Below are 15,400 nucleotides of genomic sequence, written 5' to 3'. Positions count from 1 at the left end.
TTTCACGTGCCCGCCATCCGCGCGGGCCTAGGCTTTCCGGAGCCCGTCCGCCTCCGGAAGCCTCCATGAACGAGAAGACGCTCTCGCCCGACCTGCTGCGGCGCATGCACGCGTATTGGCGCGCCGCCAATTATCTCTCCGTCGGGCAGATCTACCTGCGCGACAACCCCCTGCTCGACGAACCGCTCTCCCGCGAGCACATCAAGCACCGACTGCTCGGCCACTGGGGCACGACCACCGGCCTCAATTTCATTTACACGCATCTGAACCGGGCCATCGTCGAGCGCGACCTCGACATGATCTACGTCATCGGCCCCGGCCACGGCGGCCCTGGCCTGGTGGCGCATACCTACCTGGAAGGCTCCTACACCGAGATCTACCCGCACATCGACCGCAGCGCCGCGGGCATGCGCGAACTGTTCCGCCAGTTCTCCTGGCCTTACGGCATTCCCAGCCACGTGGCGCCGGAAACCCCCGGCTCCATTCACGAGGGCGGCGAACTGGGCTACTCCCTCTCGCATGCGTTCGGCGCGGCGTTCGACAATCCCGATCTCGTGGTGGCCTGCACCGTGGGCGACGGCGAAGCCGAAACGGGCGCGCTGGCGACGAGTTGGCATTCGAACAAGTTCCTGAATCCGGCCCGCGACGGCGCGGTGTTGCCCATCCTGCATCTGAACGGCTTCAAGATCGCCAATCCCACCGTGCTCGCGCGCATCGAACCTGACGAGCTGCGCGACCTCATGCGCGGCTATGGCTACGAGCCGCATTTCGTCGAAGGGCACGAGTTCGAGCCGATGCACCAGGCCTTCGCGGCGGCGTTGGATCGCTGCCTGGACGAGATCGCACGCATCCAGAAAAACGCCCGCGAAGGCGATGCCGCCCAGGCGAAGCGGCCGCGCTGGCCGATGATCGTATTGCGTTCGCCGAAAGGCTGGACCGGGCCGAAAGAGGTCGACGGCAAGCCGGTGGAAGGCACTTGGCGCGCGCACCAGGTGCCCATAGCGAAGTTCGAGAACGACGAGCACGTGAAGATCCTCGAAGACTGGATGAAGAGCTACGAGGCCGACGAGCTGTTCGACGAAGGCGGCCGCTTCCGCGAGGAATTCGCCTCGCTCGCGCCCACCGGCCGGCGCCGCATGGGCATGAACCCGCACGCCAACGGCGGCATCCTCTCCAAGCCGTTGCACATGCCGCATTTCCAGGATTTCGCCGAAAAGGTGACGTCGCCCGGCTACCACAAGGCCGAGGCCACGCGCGTGCTCGGACGCTTCCTGCGCGAGGTGATGCGACGGAACATGACCACCTTCCGCCTGTTCGGTCCCGACGAGACGGCGTCGAACCGACTCGAGGCCGTGTATGAGGCCAGCCCCAAGACCTGGCTTGGCGACTACGAAGACGTGGACACCGATCTCGCCCCGGACGGGCGCGTGATGGAAATGCTTAGCGAGCACCAGTGCCAGGGCTGGCTCGAAGGCTACCTGCTCACGGGGCGGCATGGATTCTTCTCGTGCTACGAGGCCTTCATCCATATCGTCGACTCGATGTTCAACCAGCACGCCAAGTGGCTGAAGGTCACGCGCACGATGTCGTGGCGGCCGCCGATCCCCTCGCTCAACTACCTGCTCAGTTCTCATGTGTGGCACCAGGACCACAACGGATTCTCCCACCAGGATCCGGGTTTCATCGACCACGTGGCGAACAAGAAATCCGAGATCGTGCGCATCTACCTGCCACCGGATGCGAACTGCCTGCTGTCGGTGGCCGACCATTGCCTGCGCAGCCGGCATTACGTGAACGTGATCGTCGCGGGCAAGCAGCCCGACTGGCAGTGGCTCGACATGGAAAGCGCCGTGCGCCATTGCGCGGCGGGCGCGGGCATCTGGGAATGGGCCGGTCGCGGCGGCGACGATCCGGACGTGGTGATGGCCTGCGCGGGCGACGCGCCCACGGTGGAAATCCTGGCCGCCGTGATGCTGCTTCGCGAATACGTGCCGGACATCCGCATCCGCGTGGTCAACGTGGTGGACCTCATGTCGCTGGAGCAGCCCGAGGAGCACCCGCACGGCATGGACGACGACGTGTTCGATGCCCTGTTCACCAAGGACAAGCCGGTGATCTTCGCCTTCCACGGCTATCCCGGCATCATCCACAAGCTCACCTACCGGCGGCACAACCACGACAACATCCACGTGCGCGGCTACAAGGAAGAAGGCACCACCACCACCGCGCTGGACATGATGGTGCTCAACAACATGGATCGTTTCCAGTTGGCGCTGGACGTGATCAACCGCGTGCCGCGATTCGCGGACCAGCGCGAGAAGGCCGCGCAGCGCTACTGGTCGGACATCCAACGCCACAAGCTGTACGTGAGCGAGCACGGGCAGGACCTTCCCGAGGTGCGCGACTGGCAATGGAAGGCCGAATCGTGATCGTTCTTGCGCTCAACGCGGGATCGTCGTCGCTGAAATACGGGATGTACCGGGTGGACGGCGATCGCTGCGACGCCTTGCTGGCGGAACAGACCGACGCGCCCGGCGACGATGCCATGGAAGCCGTGCTCGCGACGCTGCGCGAACGCGCCATGCCTCCGCCCGAGGCCATCGGGCACCGGCTGGTGCATGGCGGCCCGAACGTGCGCGAGCACGCGAGGATCGACGATGCCTTGATGGAGCGACTGGAAGAAGCCCGTGCCTTCGCGCCGTTGCACGTGCCACCCGCGCTCGCCATGGTGAAGCGCGCACGCGAGGCGTTCCGGGGCGTGCCGCAGGTGGCGTGTTTCGATACGGCGTTCCACGCGAGCCTGCCGATCGTGGCGAAGACCTTGCCCTTGCCCGCCGAGCTTCGCGAGGGCGGCATCGAACGGTACGGGTTCCACGGGCTGTCATACGAATCCATCGTGCGACAGCTCGGCGATGCCTTGCCGTCGCGTACGGTGATCGCGCACCTGGGCAACGGTGCGAGCCTGTGTGCCGTGCTCGACGGAAAGTCGGTGGATACCACGATGGGGCTGACGCCGACCGGTGGCCTCGTGATGGGCACACGGCCCGGCGATCTCGATCCGGGCGTGCTGCTCTACCTGATGCGTGAGAAGGGCTACGACGCGGTGAAGCTGGAGACGCTGGTGGATCGCGAGTCGGGCTTGAAGGGACTATCTGGCGGCACCAGCGACATGCGCAAGCTGCATGCGATGGGTAACGAGGCGTCGCGACTCGCGCAGAACGTATTCGTGCACGTGGCGCGCAAGCAGGTGGCGGGGATGGTCGCTTCGCTGGGCGGGCTGGATCTGCTCGTTTTCACCGGAGGCATCGGCGAGAACGATGCGGTGACGCGCGATGCGATCCTTGCCGGGCTGCAGTGGATCGGGGATGTCGACAGTCGCGTGGTGCCGACCGAAGAGGACGAACAGATCGCGAGGCATGCTTTTCGCCTCGCTTCGTAGCGTTCGCCGATACGATCGGCTCCCACCCCTTCGGTAGGCAGGCCACGTAAACATGGCTGCCGAAGGGGTGGGAGCCGATCGTATCGGCGAGCTCTTACTCCACGACGACCGGAATCTTGCCGATCTTCGTGCGCCATTCCTTCGGCCCCGTCTGGTGCACCGACGTGCCCTGGCTATCCACCGCCACGGTCACCGGCATGTCCTTCACCTCGAACTCGTAGATCGCCTCCATGCCGAGGTCTTCGAAGGCCAGTACGCGCGAGGCCTTGATCGCCTTCGACACGAGGTACGCGGCACCGCCCACGGCCATGAGGTAAACGGCCTTGTTGTCGCGGATGGCGTCGATGGCCGTCGGGCCGCGCTCGGATTTGCCGACCATGCCGAGCAGGCCCGTGGTCTCCAGCATCTGGCGCGTGAACTTGTCCATGCGCGTGGCCGTGGTGGGACCGGCGGGGCCGACCACCTCGTCGCGCACCGGATCGACCGGGCCCACGTAGTAGATGAACCGGTTGGTGAAATCCACCGGCAGCGTCTCGCCGCGGTTGAGCATGTCGATCATGCGCTTGTGCGCGGCGTCGCGGCCCGTGAGCAGCTTGCCGTTGAGCAGGATCACCTCGCCCGGCTTCCAGCTGGCCACTTCCTCGCGGGTGATCGTGTCGAGGTTCACGCGACGGCCCTTGGACGCATCGTAGGTGAGCTTCGGCCAATCGTCCAGCGACGGCGGATCGAGCGCGACCGGGCCGGAGCCGTCGAGCACGAAATGCGCGTGGCGCGTGGCGGCGCAGTTGGGGATCATCGCCACCGGCAGGTTGGCGGCGTGGGTGGGGTAATCCTTCACCTTGATGTCGAGCACGGTGGTGAGGCCGCCCAGGCCCTGCGCGCCGATACCGAGCGCGTTGACCTTCTCGTACAGCTCCAGGCGCAGCTCTTCGGCGCGATTGGACGGACCGCGGGCGATGAGATCGACGATGTCGATGGGCTCCATCAGCGACTCCTTCGCCAGCAGCATCGCCTTTTCGGCGGTACCGCCGATGCCGATGCCGAGCATGCCCGGCGGGCACCAGCCGGCGCCCATGGTGGGCACGGTCTTCAGCACCCAGTCGACGATGGAGTCGGACGGGTTGAGCATGGCGAACTTCGACTTGGCTTCCGAACCGCCGCCCTTGGCGGCGACGATGACGTCCACCGTATTTCCCGGCACCACGGACACGTTGATCACGGCCGGCGTGTTGTCGCGCGTGTTCATGCGCTTGCCGGCCGGATCGGCCAGCACGGAGGCGCGCAGCTTGTTGTCCGGGTGGTTGTAGGCGCGGCGCACGCCCTCGTTCACCATCTCTTCGACGCCCATGGTGGCATCGTCCCAGCGCACGTTCATGCCGATCTTCAGGAAGACGGTGACGATGCCGGTGTCCTGGCAGATGGGCCGGTGGCCTTCGGCGCACATGCGCGAGTTGATGAGGATCTGCGCGATGGCGTCCTTCGCGGCCGGGGATTCCTCGCGCTCATAGGCCGCGGAGAGGTTCCGGATGTAATCCACCGGGTGGTAGTAGGAGATGTACTGGAGGGCGTCGGCGACGCTCTGGATGAGGTCGTCCTGCTTGATCGAGGTCATGGCGGTACGCTGGCTCGCGGGGGCTGGCAAAGCGCCGATTTTAGCGCACCCGACCGGTGTAAGGTGGCGCCCTGTCGTCCGGTCTCCTTGGCCGTACCCCCTGAGAACCACGGAGTTTCCATGCGCCACCTCTTCCGCAAGGCCCTGTTCGCCGTCGCCCTGCTGGCCGCCGCCCTGCCCGCGTTCGCGGCGCAGACGGCGCCGGAATTCGCCGGCATCGCCGCCTGGCAGAACTCCAAGCCGCTCACCATGAAGTCGCTGCGCGGCAAGGTCGTGCTGATCGATTTCTGGACGTATTCCTGCATCAACTGCCTGCGCACCCTGCCCCACGTCACCCGCTGGTACGACCAGTACAAGGACAAGGGCCTGGTGGTGGTGGGCGTGCACTCGCCCGAATTCCCCTTCGAGAAGCAGGAAGCGAACGTCCGCGACGCCATCAAGCAGTTCGGCATCCACTACCCCGTGGCCCAGGACAACGACCTGGAAACCTGGGACGCCTGGGACAACAAGTACTGGCCGGCGGAGTATCTCGTCGACCAGCGCGGCAACGTCATCGCCCACCATTACGGCGAGGGCAACTACATGGAGATGGAGAACGCCATCCGCACCCTGCTCGGCCTGCCCCGGCTGGAGGATAAAGGCGGCACGGACAAGGACGCGCCCGACTTCCGCCAGCTGGGCTCGCCGGAGATGTACTTCGGCAGCGACCGCAGCCAGAACAACGCCAGTCCCGAGGGCGACCGCACCGGCACGCGCGACTTCACCGCGCCGTCGCGGCTGGACCTCAACCGGTTCGCCCTGGTGGGGCGCTGGGAGATCGGCCGCGAGAACGCCAGCCTGATCGGCCCGAGCGGCGAGATCCGCCTGCACTTCAAGGCGAAAAAGGTGCACATGGTGGCCAGCGCCAATGATCCGATCACCATCGAAGTGGCCGTGGACGGCAAGCCGCAGGCGCCGGTGACCGTGCAGAAATCCATGCTGTACACCCTGTTCGACGGGGATGGTTACAAGGACCACGTGCTGACCATCAAGGTGCCGAAGGCGAACTTCCATGCCTTCACGTTTACCTTTGGGTAAGCCGCTTCACCGCTTCGTTGGCTATCGCCGCTGAAGCGGCTCCTACGGAGCAGGACGCGGCGGCTCGCCATCCCGCGCTTGGTAGGAGCCGATTCATCGGCGATCGAGACTTGCCAAGAGTGTTTCTTAAGATATATCGTACGAACACTACGTACGATATATCGGAGAGCACCCATGCATTTCTTCCACCATGCCCGGCGCCACTTCCACGAGCACATGGCCGCGATGGGTCGCGGCGGCGGCCGTTTCGGCGGCGGTCCCTTCGGCTTCGACGAGCGTGACGGCATGCGCGGTGGCCGCGGCGGCGGCGGGCGCTTCGGCGGCCGCATGTTCGGCACCGGCGACCTGCGCCTGCTGCTGCTCGCCCTCATCGAGGAGCAGCCCCGCCACGGCTACGAACTGATCCGCACCATCGAGGAGATGTTCGACGGCCAGTACAGCCCCAGCCCCGGCGCCATCTATCCCACCCTCACCATGCTCGAAGAGCTGGGCTACGCCCGCGTCGAGGCCGAGACCGGCGGCAAGAAGCTCTACGCCATCACCGACGAGGGCAAGGTCTTCCTCGACGAGAACCGGCACAACCTCGAAGCCCTTACCGAACGCCTGCAGGTGATGTCGCGGCACATGCGCCGCATGGGCGTGCCCGAAGCGGTGCGCGAGGCGATGCACGGGCTTAAGCACCAGTTGCTCAACCACCACAAGAGCTGGGACGACGCCGAGATCAAGCGCGTCGCCGCCATCGTCGCCTCGGCGGCGAAGGCCATCGCGGAGCGCCAGGGATGAGCCAAAAGCACGAGATCCGCCGTGTTCGCCACGAGCTGAAGATGCGCATCCTCGAGGTGACTCGGGTGGAACGGCTCACGCCGCACATGGTGCGCGTCACGGTGCACGGGCCGGAACTGGAGGGGTTTCCTTCCGCGTCGCCCGATGACCACGTCAAGCTGTTCTTTCCGACGGCGACGGGCGAATTCAACATGCCCACGATGGGGCCCGACGGCCCCGTCTATCCTGAAGGCAAGGAACCCTCGCCCTCGCGCGACTACACGCCTAGGCGTTTCCGGCCGGAAAGCCTCGAACTGGACATCGACTTCGTGATCCACGGCGAGGGCCCGGCGTCCACCTGGGCGGAACAGGCCAAGCCGGGCGACCGCCTCGGCGTGGGCGGTCCGCGTGGTTCGATGATCGTACCCGACGACTACGACCACTACGTGCTGGTGGGCGACGAGACCGCCCTGCCCGCCATGGGGCGCTGGCTCGAGGAGATGCCCGCGGACACGAACGTCACGGTGCTTGCCGAGATCGCCTCCCCCGACGAGCGCCAGGCCATGGCCCGCGAGACCCGCTGGTTCATCCGCGGCCAGTCGCCGTCGCTGGACGACGTGCTGGCCTCGATGGCGCTTCCGGAGGGCGATACGTTCTGGTGGGTAGCGCTGGAATCGAAACGGGCGCGGACGCTGCGGTCGACGCTGGTCGAGACGCGGGGGATCGACAAGGAGTGGGTAAAGGCTACGGGTTACTGGCAAGCTTGATTCGATGGGACACCGTCGCCAGCCCGTCGACCGAGGCGCTGGGCTCCCGCGTACGCGGGAGCGACGGCTTTGTCGTTGTCGCCACTTCTTCCACCGTGTATGTGCGAAAGCGATGGCCGCTAGTCGTTCCTGCGCACGCAGGAACCCAGCGCCATGCAACGGGTTTTCGCGCCAGCGTGGCTACGGCTCTTCGCATTTCGTGCACAACCCTTAATCCACCACCACCAAGAACACATAACCTTGCCACCCCAGGCGCTAACTCTTGCCGCCGTGAGACGGATGAGGAGTGAGGCTGATGCGGCGTGGCAGGAAAATTCTGGCGTGGGTCCTGGGAATCATCGTCCTGTTGATCGTGGCGCTGATCCTGTTCATCGCCTTTTTCGACTGGAACCGCCTCAAGCCCACCATCAACGCCAAGGTGTCGCAGGCCATCGGCCGCCCCTTCGCGATCCAGGGCGACATCACCGCGCACTGGGCGCGTGAGCCGGGCCAGGGCGGGTTTGCCGGATGGATCCCCTGGCCGCATTTCACGGCCCGCGACATCGTCGTGACCAATCCGAGCTGGGCGAAGAACAACCGCTTTGCGTCGTTGAAGACCATCGACTTTCGTCTCTCGCCTTTCCCGCTCATCGCCCATCGCATCGTCATTCCCGAGATCCGCCTCGGCGAACCCACCATCGACCTGGAGCGGGTAAAGAACGGCGACAACACCTGGACGTTCAAGCTGCCCGAGGACACCGGCCCCTCGGAATGGGCGCTCGAACTGAACGCCATCGCCTTCGACAAGGGCCACATCGACTTCGCCGATGCGCAGAACCAGATCACGATGGGCATCGACGTGACGCCGCTGGGTAAGGGCATTCCGTTCGACGAGATCATGAAGCAGCAGGAAAAGGACTCGCGCGCGCAGGCCAACAAGACCACCGGCGCCAGCGCGAAGACGATGGCCCGGAGCGATGCCGACGAGAAGGACCGTCAGGACGACACGAAGAACAAGCAGGTCTACTACTTCGCCTGGGACGCGAAAGGCACCTACAAGAAGTCCACCGTCTCGGCCAAGGCGCGCACGGGCGGCGTATTCGCCCTTCGCGATGCCGATCGTCCCTTCCCCGTGCAGGCCGACGCGCGCTTCGGCGACACGCACATCGCCTTCGTCGGCACGCTCACCGACCCCATGAACCTCGGTGCCCTCGACATCCGCCTGTGGTTTTCGGGCACCAGCATGTCGCACCTCTACGATCTCACCGGCGTGACGCTGCCCGATACGCCGCCCTTCGCCACCGAGGGCCACCTCAAGGCCAACCTCAAGAAGGGAGCGAGCAAATTCACCTACGAGAACTTCACCGGCCGGGTGGGCGGCAGCGATCTCGGCGGCACGCTCACCTTCGACACGGGCGGCCAGCGCCCCAGCCTCACCGGCAAACTGACCTCGAAGCAACTGCTCTTCGCCGACCTGGCACCGCTGATCGGCGGTGGCTCCGACCAGGAGAAGGCCGAGCGCGGCGACAGCGTCAAGCAGCCGGCCGACAAGGTGCTGCCCGTGGAGCCGTTCAAGACCGACCGCTGGAATGCGATGGATGCCGACGTGCACTTCACCGGCACGAAAATCGTGCACGGCGAGCGCCTGCCCATCGAGAACGTCGATACGCACCTGATCATGAAGGATGCCGTGCTCACCCTCGACCCGCTGAAATTCGGCGTGGCCGGCGGCACCGTGGGCAGCAACATCCGGCTGGACGGTTCGACCGCGCCGATGAAGGGACGCCTCAACCTCGGCGCGCGCCACCTGAAGCTGAAAGAGCTCTTCCCCACTTTCGCGCCGATGCAGACCAGTTTCGGCGAGGTCAACGGCGATGCCTCGCTCACCGCCACGGGCAATTCCCCCGCCGCGCTGCTGGGCAGCTCCAACGGCGAGGTGAAGCTGCTCATCAACGACGGCGCCATCAGCTCGTCGCTGCTGGAGATCGCCGGTCTCAACGTGGGCAACTACGTGGTCAACAAGCTGTTCGGCGACGACGTGGTGAAGATCAACTGCATGGCGGCCGACCTGGTGTCCACCAACGGCGTGATGGAGTCCAAGCTCTTCGCCTTCGATACGGAGAAGGCGCTTATCAATGTCAACGGCGACATCGACTTCAAGGACGAGAAACTCAACCTCGACATCGTGCCGCACACGAAGGGTTTCCGCCTGTTCTCGCTGCGCTCGCCGCTGTACGTGCATGGCACGTTCAAGAACCCGTCCCCCGGCGTGCATGCCGGACCGTTGATCCTGCGCGGCGGCGGTGCCGTGGCGCTGGCGGTGTTCGCGGCACCCGTGGCCGCGCTGGCCCCGCTGGCGGTGCCGGAGAGCGGCAAGGCCGACGCCACGCAGTGCAAGCCGTTGCTGGATGACCTGAAGAAGAGCCCGCCGAAGGCTTCGGCGAAGTGATTCGCCGATACGATCGGCTCCCACCCCTTCGGTAGCGGGGTTCCTGTCGAGGGCGTTGGCAAGGTGATCACCGGTATGATCGGCTCTCGTTCCCTCGGGAGTGGGCTCCTACCGGAGGGGTGGGAGCCGATCGCATCGGCGAATCCAGTCCGCCACACCACGGCAGGCATGCCGTAAGCTTCGCGCCATGCCGCCGACCCGCAAAGCCCTCCTGCAAATCCACTTCTGCGTCCTGCTCTGGGGATTCACCGCGATCCTCGGCAAGTCGATCACCCTGCCCGCCTTGCCCCTGGTGTGGTGGCGCATGCTGCTGGTATCTGGCGCACTGCTTTGCTTGCCCCGCGTCTGGCGTGGGCTGCGCGCGATGCCCATGAGGCTGCGCTTCACCTACGCGGGCATCGGTATCATCGTGGCCCTGCACTGGCTCACCTTCTACGGCGCCATCAAGCTGGCCAATGCATCGGTGGCGGCCACCTGCATCGCGACCTGCCCGGTCTTCCTCGCCCTCATCGAACCCTGGATCGCACGTCGACGTTTCGATCCGAGGGAACTGCTCATCGGCGCGGCGGTAATCCCGGGCGTGGCGCTGGTCGCCGGCGGGGTGCCGGGCGACATGCGCATGGGCCTGGCGGTGGGGGTGCTGTCGGCGATTTTCGTGGCGTTCTTCGGTGCGCTCAACAAGCGCTACATCGAACATGCCGACGCACTGACGGTGACCTTCGTGGAACTCGGCACGGGCGCCCTGTTCCTTACCGTCTGCGGGCCGCTCTTCATGGCGGCACCCTTCGTGATGCCGGACCTGCACGATGGAGTACTCGTGCTGATCCTGGCGTTCGGCTGCACGCTGCTGCCGTTCGCGCTCGCCCTCGCGGCGCTACGACACCTGTCGGCCTTCGCCACGCAGATGATCACCAACCTCGAACCGGTGTACGCGATCGTGCTGGCGATTCCGCTGCTGGGCGAACAGCGGGAGCTGGGCTGGTCGTTCTATGCGGGCGTCGCCGTGATCCTGGGTGCGGTGTTCGCGCATCCGTTCCTGCACAGGGGCGAGAGGGCTGAACCGTCCGATCTCGTCGCGCCATAGCGACCGAAGGGCGTCCGCGAACCCTTGAGTCTTAGGTAAATCAGGCGCGACCGCGGGCTCGCATCGTGCGCTGGCGCCGCACGCGCTGGGCGTTGGATCGGGAGGAAGTGCGCTTGCGGGTCTTCACGATGAACTCCGGGAAATGACCGGGAGGTTCGAGGCTCCGCCCCTCCCGGTGAAGAACCCGCTAAAGGGATGTCAGATCAGCTTGATCTCACGCAGGCGTTCCTGCAGGTACTCATGCGCCGTGATCGGCGTCTCGTAGCGCTTGGGATTGTCGGGCGTGACGCACGAGGGCAGGACGTCGAGCACCACGTCGGGATTCGGGTGCAGGAAGAACGGCACCGAGTAACGCGGCTTGCGCGCCGCGTCGCCCTGCGGATTGGTGACGCGGTGCGTGGTGGACGGATACACGTGGTTGGTCAGGCGCTGCAACATGTCGCCGATGTTGACCACGATGGCGTCGCCTTCGCTGGTAATGGGCAGCCACTCGCCTTCGCGGGTGAGTACTTCCAGGCCCGCCGTGCTGGCGCCGACCAGCAGCGTGATGAAGTTGATGTCCTCATGGGCACCGGCGCGCACGTTGGGTACGTCGGTCTGCGTGATCGGCGGGTAGTGGATGGGACGCAGGATGGAGTTGCCCACGTTCACCTTGTCGTCGAAGAACGTCTCGGGCAGGTCGATGTGCAGGGCCAGAGCCCGCAGCACGCGCGAGCCGAGATCGTCCAGCGCCTGGTAGAGGCCGTAGCCCTTGTCCTTGAACGAGGGCACCTCGTCGGGCCACACGTTGGGCGGCATCACGTCGGCGTACTTGGAATCGCGCGGGATCTCGCGACCCACGTGCCAGAATTCCTTGAGATCGGCGAACTTCGAGTCCTTCGCCGTTTCCACCTTGAACGGGGTGTAGCCGCGCGCGCCACCACCCCCGGGGATGTGGTACTTGCGCTTGGTCTCGTCGGGCAGCGCGAAGAAGGCCTTGAAGGCGTCGTAGGCCCCCTCGATGTCGGCCTGCGGGATACCGTGGCCGCTGATGCAGCAGAAACCGAATTCGCGATACGCCGCGCCGAGTTCGGCGACGAAGGCGTCGCGATCGGTGTCGTAGCGGCGGATATCGAGCGTGGGAACCTTCTTCATGGCGTGACCTGCTTTCGGGCATGACAAGGCCGGCGTGGGGTGCCCACGCCGGCCGGTGTCGGGAATTCGTTCAGGCGAGTGCCTGGGCCGCCGATTTTACGGCGTCGGCCAGCCGTGTCGCCAGCCGGTCCACTTCGGCCGCGTCGGCGGCCTCGATGGTGACGCGCACCAGCGGTTCGGTACCGGACGCCCGCAGTACCACGCGGCCACGCCCTTCCAGCTCGCGCTCCACCTCGGCCAGGGCCTGCTTCACGGTATCGGTGCCCAACGAGGCCTTGGCGCCTTCCACGCGTACGTTGAGCATGGTCTGCGGCAGCTTGGTGAGCCCGGTGCGGGCCTCGGCGAAGGTTTCGCCGTCGGCGGCCAGGGCCTCGAGCAGCGCCAGGGCCGCCACGATGCCGTCGCCCGTGGTGAATCGGTCGAGGCAGAGCACGTGGCCGGAGGTTTCGCCGCCGAGCACGCCGCCGTGTTCCTTGAGCTGCTGGAGCACGTAGCGGTCGCCCACGTTGGCGCGCACGAAGGGAATGTCCATCTGCTTCAGGGCGCGTTGCAGGCCGTAATTGCTCATCAGCGTGCCGACCACCGGGCCCTTCAGCTCGCCCTTTTTCTTCCAGTGGCGGGCGATGACGTAGAGCATGTCGTCGCCGTCGGTGACCGTGCCGTCGCGGTCGACCACGCGCACGCGATCGCCGTCGCCGTCGAAGGCGATGCCGAGGTCGGCGCCGCGGGACCTGACGGCCTGGGCCAGGGCCTCCGGCGCCGTGGAGCCCACATCGCGGTTGATGTTGAGACCGTCGGGCTCCGCGCCGATGGTGAACACCTCGGCGCCCAGGTCGGTGAACACCTTGGGGGCGACCTGGTAGGTGGCGCCATGGGCGCAATCGAGCACGATGCGCATGCCGGACAGCGAGAAGTCGTCGGACACCGTGGATTTGCAGAATTCGGCGTAACGGGTCACCGCGTCTTCCACGCGACGCGCCTTGCCCAGGGCTTCGGAGGCGACCGTGGCGAAGTCGGCTTCGAGCTCGGCCTCGATTTCGGCTTCGAGTTCGTCGTCGAGCTTTTCGCCCTGGCCGGAGAAGAACTTGATGCCGTTGTCCTGGTGCGGGTTGTGCGAGGCGCTGATCACGATGCCGGCGTCGGCGCGGAGCGAACGGGTGAGGTAGGCCACGCCGGGCGTAGGCATGGGGCCGAGCATGCGCACGTCGGCGCCCGAGGCCACGAGACCGGCCTCCAGGGCGGCTTCGAACATGTAGCCGGACACGCGGGTGTCCTTGCCGATCACCACGAGCACCTTGCGGGCATGGTCGCGGCGATCCGGACCGGCGCCCACCGGGCGGCGATCGGCGGCGCGACGGCGCGCCAGCACGGCACCGGCGGCACGGCCGAGACGAAGGATGAAGTCCGCGCTGATCGGGTAGGTGCCCACGTGGCCGCGAATGCCGTCCGTACCGAAGTATTTACGTTCGCTCATGGCTGTAATTCCTTGCTTGGACGGGAAATCATACGCTCAGTCGGAACAAAAGATCGCCGATACGATCGGCTCCCACCCCTTCGGTAGGAAGGTAGCTACCGAAGGGTGGGAGCCGATCGTATCGGCGAATCCCACGAAGCCTCAGTCGTCGTCGGGCCAGCGAGGCATCGACGGCTTGTCGACGCGCGGCGCCGTATCCCCCGCCTTCACCGCCGCCCACACGGCCAGGGCATCGACGGTCGCCGCCACGTCGTGCACCCGAACCATGATCGCCCCGCGCTGCACGGCGACCAGGGCGGCAGCCAGCGATCCGGCTACCCGCGCGGTGGGGTCGGCGCGGCCCGTGACCTGACCGATCAGCGACTTGCGCGAAAGCCCCGCGTACGCGCCTGCCCCCAGCTCGGCGAAACGGCCCATGGCGCGCAACAGGGCGAGATTGTGCTCGAGGTTCTTGCCGAATCCGAAGCCCGGGTCGACCAGCACCCGGCGGCGTTCGATGCCGGACAGCTCGCAGGCGAACAGGCGATCGGTGAGGAAGCGATGCACCTCGCCGACCACGTCGTCGTAACGGGGATCGTCCTGCATGCCACGCGGCTCGCCCTGCATGTGCATGAGGCACACCGGCACGCGCAACTCGGCGGCGGCATCAAGGGCGCCTTCGCGGCGCAGCGCGTAGACGTCGTTGATCATGCCCGCGCCGGCGCCCACCGCCGCGCGCATCACCTCCGGCTTGGACGTGTCGATGGAGATCGGCAGCGTGGTGGCCGCGGCCAGGCGTTCGATCAGCGGCACCGTGCGGCGGATTTCGTCGTCGACCGATACGTCGTCGGCGCCGGGACGGGTGGACTCGCCCCCGACGTCGAGCATGTCGGCACCCTCTTCCGCCAGGCGCATCGCGTGGGCATACGCCGCCTCGAGCGTGTCGTGGCGGCCGCCGTCCGAAAACGAATCGGGCGTGACGTTGACGATACCGACCACGCGCGGACGGTCGAGCGACAGGGCGCGGCCGTTGCAGTCCAGGACGGTGGCGAAGGGATCGACGTTCATGGGCTCAACCCGGCTGCTGGCCGCCGAGCGCGCCCATGAAACGGCGGTAGTAGCGCAGCTCGTCGATGGAATCGCGGATGTCGGACAGCGCGGTGTGCGCCGAATCCTTCGTGAAGCCCCGGGAGACCTCCGGCGACCAGCGGCGCGACAGCTCCTTGAGCGTGGACACGTCGAGGTTGCGGTAGTGGAAATAGCGCTCCAGCTTCGGCATCTCGCGATGCAGGAAACGGCGGTCCTGGCAGATGGAGTTGCCGCACATGGGCGACTTGCCGGCCGGTACCCACGCCTTCAGGAACTCGATGGTGGCCTCTTCGGCATCCTCACGGGGGATGTCGGACTCCACCACCCGCGCCCACAGGCCCGAGCGCCCATGCTGGTTGCGGTTCCAGGCGTCCATCTGCTGCAGGCGGGCATCGGTGTTGCTGATGGCGAACACCGGTCCCTCGGCGAGCACGTTCAGATCCTTGTCGGTCACGACGGTGGCGATTTCGAGGATCGAGTCGTTGTCCGTATCCAATCCCGTCATTTCCAGGTCGATCCAGATGAGGTTGTCTTCGTGCGCTGAGGTCATGGGTT

The 15,400-nt window shown here is 66.1% G+C and carries 12 protein-coding genes; 7 read left to right on the top strand and 5 right to left on the bottom strand.

Annotated elements, in window-relative coordinates; genetic code table 11:
- The first annotated feature begins 65 nt into the window (after positions 1–65).
- A complete protein-coding gene (locus JNG39_RS04975; protein WP_368310052.1) occupies positions 66–2,429 on the top strand; it encodes a phosphoketolase in 2,364 nt (787 codons plus the stop codon).
- A complete protein-coding gene (locus JNG39_RS04970) occupies positions 2,426–3,439 on the top strand; it encodes an acetate/propionate family kinase (protein ID WP_368310051.1) in 1,014 nt (337 codons plus the stop codon). The genes JNG39_RS04975 and JNG39_RS04970 overlap by 4 nt, the downstream gene beginning before the upstream one ends.
- A gap of 94 nt (positions 3,440–3,533) precedes the next feature.
- Here JNG39_RS04970 and JNG39_RS04965 read toward each other — a convergent pair whose 3' ends face one another.
- Entirely contained in the window at positions 3,534–5,051 is a 1,518-nt protein-coding gene (locus tag JNG39_RS04965; RefSeq protein WP_368310050.1) for a fumarate hydratase, read from the bottom strand.
- 120 nt (positions 5,052–5,171) lie between these two features.
- Between JNG39_RS04965 and JNG39_RS04960 the strand changes: the two genes are divergently transcribed.
- From JNG39_RS04960 to JNG39_RS04940, 5 genes are all read left to right on the top strand, one after another.
- A complete protein-coding gene (locus JNG39_RS04960; protein WP_368310049.1) occupies positions 5,172–6,128 on the top strand; it encodes a thioredoxin family protein in 957 nt (318 codons plus the stop codon).
- 174 nt (positions 6,129–6,302) lie between these two features.
- Positions 6,303–6,911, top strand: a complete 609-nt coding sequence (locus JNG39_RS04955; protein WP_368310048.1) for a PadR family transcriptional regulator — start codon at positions 6,303–6,305, stop codon at positions 6,909–6,911.
- Positions 6,908–7,657, top strand: a complete 750-nt coding sequence (locus JNG39_RS04950) for a siderophore-interacting protein (protein WP_368310047.1) — start codon at positions 6,908–6,910, stop codon at positions 7,655–7,657. Before JNG39_RS04955 ends, JNG39_RS04950 begins: the two co-directional genes overlap by 4 nt.
- Before the next feature lie 295 nt (positions 7,658–7,952).
- A complete protein-coding gene (locus JNG39_RS04945; protein ID WP_368310046.1) occupies positions 7,953–10,085 on the top strand; it encodes an AsmA family protein in 2,133 nt (710 codons plus the stop codon).
- 187 nt (positions 10,086–10,272) lie between these two features.
- A complete protein-coding gene (locus JNG39_RS04940; protein ID WP_368310045.1) occupies positions 10,273–11,169 on the top strand; it encodes a DMT family transporter in 897 nt (298 codons plus the stop codon).
- 198 nt (positions 11,170–11,367) lie between these two features.
- On the opposite strand, the gene JNG39_RS04935 is transcribed toward JNG39_RS04940, so the two are convergent.
- The 4 genes from JNG39_RS04935 to orn all read right to left on the bottom strand — a co-directional run bounded on the left by JNG39_RS04935 (position 11,368) and on the right by orn (position 15,395).
- A complete protein-coding gene (locus JNG39_RS04935) occupies positions 11,368–12,303 on the bottom strand; it encodes a 2-oxoglutarate and iron-dependent oxygenase domain-containing protein (RefSeq protein ID WP_144913917.1) in 936 nt (311 codons plus the stop codon).
- 70 nt (positions 12,304–12,373) lie between these two features.
- Positions 12,374–13,777 (bottom strand): phosphoglucosamine mutase, encoded by a 1,404-nt coding sequence (glmM, locus tag JNG39_RS04930; protein WP_368310044.1) that lies wholly within the window; start codon positions 13,775–13,777, stop codon positions 12,374–12,376.
- Positions 13,778–13,918: 141 nt separating this feature from the next.
- Positions 13,919–14,824 carry a dihydropteroate synthase gene (gene folP / locus JNG39_RS04925; RefSeq protein ID WP_368310043.1) on the bottom strand — a complete coding sequence of 302 codons (906 nt, stop codon included), beginning with the start codon at positions 14,822–14,824 and terminating at the stop codon, positions 13,919–13,921.
- A gap of 4 nt (positions 14,825–14,828) precedes the next feature.
- Positions 14,829–15,395, bottom strand: a complete 567-nt coding sequence (orn, locus tag JNG39_RS04920; protein WP_144913910.1) for an oligoribonuclease — start codon at positions 15,393–15,395, stop codon at positions 14,829–14,831.
- Between the last annotated feature and the right edge of the window lie 5 nt (positions 15,396–15,400).

Origin of the sequence: Luteibacter sp. CQ10 (assembly GCF_040900725.1) — a bacterium.
In the GTDB taxonomy this organism is placed as follows: Bacteria; Pseudomonadota; Gammaproteobacteria; order Xanthomonadales; family Rhodanobacteraceae; genus Luteibacter.
This window is presented reverse-complemented; position numbering and strand designations above follow the sequence as displayed.

Coding starts and splice junctions, on each gene's coding strand:
- glmM (WP_368310044.1), bottom strand. CDS start 13,777: ATGAGCGAACGTAAATACTTCGGTACGGACGGCATTCGCGGCCACGTG.
- JNG39_RS04940 (WP_368310045.1), top strand. CDS start 10,273: ATGCCGCCGACCCGCAAAGCCCTCCTGCAAATCCACTTCTGCGTCCTG.
- JNG39_RS04955 (WP_368310048.1), top strand. CDS start 6,303: ATGCATTTCTTCCACCATGCCCGGCGCCACTTCCACGAGCACATGGCC.
- JNG39_RS04965 (WP_368310050.1), bottom strand. CDS start 5,051: ATGACCTCGATCAAGCAGGACGACCTCATCCAGAGCGTCGCCGACGCC.
- JNG39_RS04975 (WP_368310052.1), top strand. CDS start 66: ATGAACGAGAAGACGCTCTCGCCCGACCTGCTGCGGCGCATGCACGCG.
- JNG39_RS04960 (WP_368310049.1), top strand. CDS start 5,172: ATGCGCCACCTCTTCCGCAAGGCCCTGTTCGCCGTCGCCCTGCTGGCC.
- JNG39_RS04935 (WP_144913917.1), bottom strand. CDS start 12,303: ATGAAGAAGGTTCCCACGCTCGATATCCGCCGCTACGACACCGATCGC.
- orn (WP_144913910.1), bottom strand. CDS start 15,395: ATGACCTCAGCGCACGAAGACAACCTCATCTGGATCGACCTGGAAATG.
- JNG39_RS04945 (WP_368310046.1), top strand. CDS start 7,953: ATGCGGCGTGGCAGGAAAATTCTGGCGTGGGTCCTGGGAATCATCGTC.
- JNG39_RS04950 (WP_368310047.1), top strand. CDS start 6,908: ATGAGCCAAAAGCACGAGATCCGCCGTGTTCGCCACGAGCTGAAGATG.
- folP (WP_368310043.1), bottom strand. CDS start 14,824: ATGAACGTCGATCCCTTCGCCACCGTCCTGGACTGCAACGGCCGCGCC.